The following is a 3,148-nucleotide window of genomic DNA, read 5'->3' as shown; positions in this document are numbered from 1 at the left end:
GACCCGCACCAGGTAGCCCGAGGAACTCCAGCAGGACAGGGTCTCGGACAAACTCGCGCAGCGTGCGCTCGGTTTTCTCTTGTGCTTCCTGCTCTATGGCGGCGCGATCTTGGCTGGCGAGGAGGCGCTCGTAGTAGAGCCGCCCGATCTGTCGATCTAGGTCACGGGTGTTCCAGTTCTGGTCGGCGGCTTCGTTCATGTACCAGAGCCGCGCGGCTTCGCTCTCGATCCGGGAGAGAGTGCGGTAGTGCGTCCAGCTCAATTCGGTACGCAGTGCGTTCCGAATCGGGAAAGCGCTGTAGAAGGCACGCATGTGGCGCAGGTTGCGCTCATCGAAGCCACTGCCAAACTCGGCGGTGAGTGCCTCGGCGAGCTGGGGGAGGAGGCGCTTGCCGTAGGCGGCTCGCGCCGCGCCGCCTTGCTCGAACTCGACGATGTGCCGCCCGATCTCCCAGCAGGTCTGTACCTGGATAACATCCACAGCACGCAGGGCACTCTGGCGTGCCGAGACGATCAGGTTCCGTAGCTCGCCTAGAAGCGCCGCCAGCATGGTTTCGTCGGTCAGTGCATCGCTCACGTGTTATTCCTCCACCTGCGCCGGGGGCGAGACGAAGTTTTTGATCTCCCCGGTCGCCTCCAGCACGACGCGGTACTGCACGCGCCCCACGGGAAGCGCGAGGGTGAGCGGGCTGTCGTCGTCGGAGGCACCCAGGTCAGGTGCGGGGGGAGTCTCGGCGCTTGCCTTCTCCTGATTGGCCATCTCCCCGCCGCTGAGACGGCGACCCTCTTCCCCTTGCACTCGTTCCTCGTTGGGAAGAGGGTTTGGCGTGGCGCTGGCATCGTCACTACCGCCCCCCTTCGCAGCGAGGGACGAGCGAGAGCCGTGCGCGGGGGGCGGGTCGAGTGGGGAGACGAAGTGCCCGGCGGCCATCTGGTCGTAGATTTCCAGGATGCAGTCGCGGGTGCGGTAGGTGCCGTGGGCGGCTTCGGACTTGCTACGGCGAAAAATTCCGCTACAGCGTGCATCCAGTCTGCCTATCTCCACTAACTCATCAATGAGCTGAACAAGAGGCTCTGGCCAGAGCGCTCCTTGCCCCAGTTCGTTCTCAACGTATCTCGAGATTTGAGATTGTTTGATATTTAGAAAACTGTGAATGTATTCACCGAAATCGTTAACAAGTTGCTGCCGCAGTAGAAACATAGCAATACCAAATTCGTTGCTACTGTGGCGTTTTCCTGCTCGTTAGGAATGGTTAAAAATTGTCAATGCAGGGAGGTGGTGAGCTTATCGGAAAATTCGACTTTTCCTTAGCGAGGAGGACAACGTCGTATTGTGTCTATTGCACGGATTTGAGTCAAGTTGCCTATAGCATGATGAGGTGTGGTATAAAGCAAACGATTGTTTGATGATTCCATATCTGACCATGATTCTCTATATCCACATATCAGGGCTCCTGTCTCTGGCATCTGCTCGCGTGTCTGCTCAGGAAATCGGACTTGTCCCAATTGCAGTCAGCGAGGGGAAGGTTATCCGAGATGCCTCGCCACAGGCACGACATTCTGGGGTACACGTTGGCCAGAGCGTCCTGCGGGCCCGCCGTCTCTGCCCGATGCTTTTGGTCGTCCCACTGGAGCAGGTAGATCCACGCCCGCTCTCACACTGCCTCTACGATGTGCTGGCTGAGTTCTCACCGACTGTGGAGCCGGTCGCACCCGATGCAGCCTATGTCGTGCTGGAGAGGGGAGAGGAGCCTCTGGTTCACCGTCGCCTAGCTGAGGCATTTCCTGAGCTCTCTCCCGTTCTCGCTACAGGCTCCTCGAAACTCATCGCCCGAACACTGGCGGAGTCTGGAGTGGCTGCTTTTGACCTTGCCCCTTCACACTTCCTCTGGCCAGAGGACGCTGCCATCACCGGGAAGCTGGAGCGTCTTGGTCTACATACTACGGGCGAGGTCGCTCACACTGGGGAGACGGCGCTGCGCTACCAATTCGGCCACAAGCTCGGCAGTCTGCTCTACCGCCGCGCCCAGGGGCTAGATGGAGATCCCGTTCGCCCCCTCTGGCCGCTCCCAACCATTGACCTTACCTGCCGCTTCGACTTGGAGCCGCTGGAAGATGCCACCTGCCTCGACGTACACATTGTCGCGCTGGCACGGCAAGGGGCAGGAGAGCTGACCCAGCTCCGTCGCTACGGGCGCGTGGTGACGCTTGCTGTCGAGACTGAGCGCGGCAAGAGTGAGCACTCCTGGCGTCCCCCGTGGCCGATCCAGTCACCCGCCGAGGTCGTCAGTGCCGCTCGCCGCCTGCTCACGCTCCAGCCGCTCCGCTCCCCCGTTGTTTCTCTTCGTCTCACCATCGCCGAGCTGGAGCTACCACAAGCCGAGTCCCTCTCGCTCTTTGACAGCGTCGGGGTGGAGAATCAGCGACGCTTGGAAGCTGCCAAGCGGTTCGTTGTTGCCCGCTACGGCTCGAAGGCACTGACCACACTGGGCAAAGTCCCCGTTGCTCTCCGAGACCGACGCCGCGAGCTGGTACGGGAGGCAACTAAGAGATGAGCCGAATCCTTGGGCAGCCTGTTACTGTCGTCACGAACCCACAAGGTGCTCCCTGCTGGGTGAGTGGCTGGGAGGTACTGCATGTCCATAGCCACCACCGGGAGTGGATCGGGGCGCTGGAAGGCGAACCAGAGCGTGATGTCTGGAAAGTCGAGACGGCACGAGGAATCCTGGAGCTGCACCATGTCCAGAATAGCTGGATGCTCGCCAAGGAAGAGGACTAGAGGTAAGTGCATCTCCATGCCCACTCGGCGTTCTCGTTTGGCGGTGGCCCCTCTCCCGTCTCCGCCCTTGTCCTGCGTGCCGCTGAGCTGGGCTTGCCTTCCCTTGCCCTGACGGATACTAACAGCATCACGGGAATCCCCGAGCTGGTGCGGCGTTGCCAGAAAGCAGGCATCCAGCCCATTGGTGGATGTGAAGTGGTATTGGAAGGGGGAGCACGCTTGACGCTTCTCGCCGATGGCCCCACGGGTTTCTCCTCGCTCTGCCAGATACTCTCTTGCGCGGGACTTCGGGATGTAAACCGGGAGGGGCTGCGCGTTCGCTTAGACGACCTAGAGCGGTACAGTGAGGGGCTCGTTTGCCTGACGGGA

5 protein-coding genes are annotated in these 3,148 nt (G+C 60.8%); 3 read left to right on the top strand and 2 right to left on the bottom strand.

Annotation, left to right across the window (positions count from 1 at the left end):
* Both AC1XOS_RS21625 and AC1XOS_RS21620 read right to left on the bottom strand, forming a co-directional pair.
* On the bottom strand, positions 1-550 hold a 550-nt coding region (locus tag AC1XOS_RS21625), incomplete at its 3' end, for a DUF1016 N-terminal domain-containing protein (RefSeq protein WP_481964283.1).
* Between the two features lie 30 nt (positions 551-580).
* Positions 581-1,045: a hypothetical protein gene (locus AC1XOS_RS21620; protein WP_481964281.1), complete on the bottom strand. Its 465-nt coding sequence runs from the start codon at positions 1,043-1,045 to the stop codon at positions 581-583.
* Positions 1,046-1,406: 361 nt separating this feature from the next.
* Here AC1XOS_RS21620 and AC1XOS_RS21615 point away from each other — a divergent pair, with 361 nt between their 5' ends.
* The 3 genes from AC1XOS_RS21615 to AC1XOS_RS21605 form a co-directional block, all read left to right on the top strand.
* The gene (locus tag AC1XOS_RS21615; protein ID WP_481964282.1) at positions 1,407-2,555 is read left to right on the top strand and encodes a DNA polymerase Y family protein; all 1,149 of its coding nucleotides are present in this window, start codon (positions 1,407-1,409) and stop codon (positions 2,553-2,555) included.
* Entirely contained in the window at positions 2,552-2,779 is a 228-nt protein-coding gene (locus tag AC1XOS_RS21610) for a hypothetical protein (RefSeq protein ID WP_481964280.1), read from the top strand. The genes AC1XOS_RS21615 and AC1XOS_RS21610 overlap by 4 nt, the downstream gene beginning before the upstream one ends.
* A gap of 6 nt (positions 2,780-2,785) precedes the next feature.
* Positions 2,786-3,148 (top strand): PHP domain-containing protein (locus tag AC1XOS_RS21605; protein ID WP_481964279.1); only part of this gene is annotated, 363 nt, incomplete at its 3' end.

This window comes from Armatimonas sp. (genome assembly GCF_964826245.1).
This window is presented reverse-complemented; position numbering and strand designations above follow the sequence as displayed.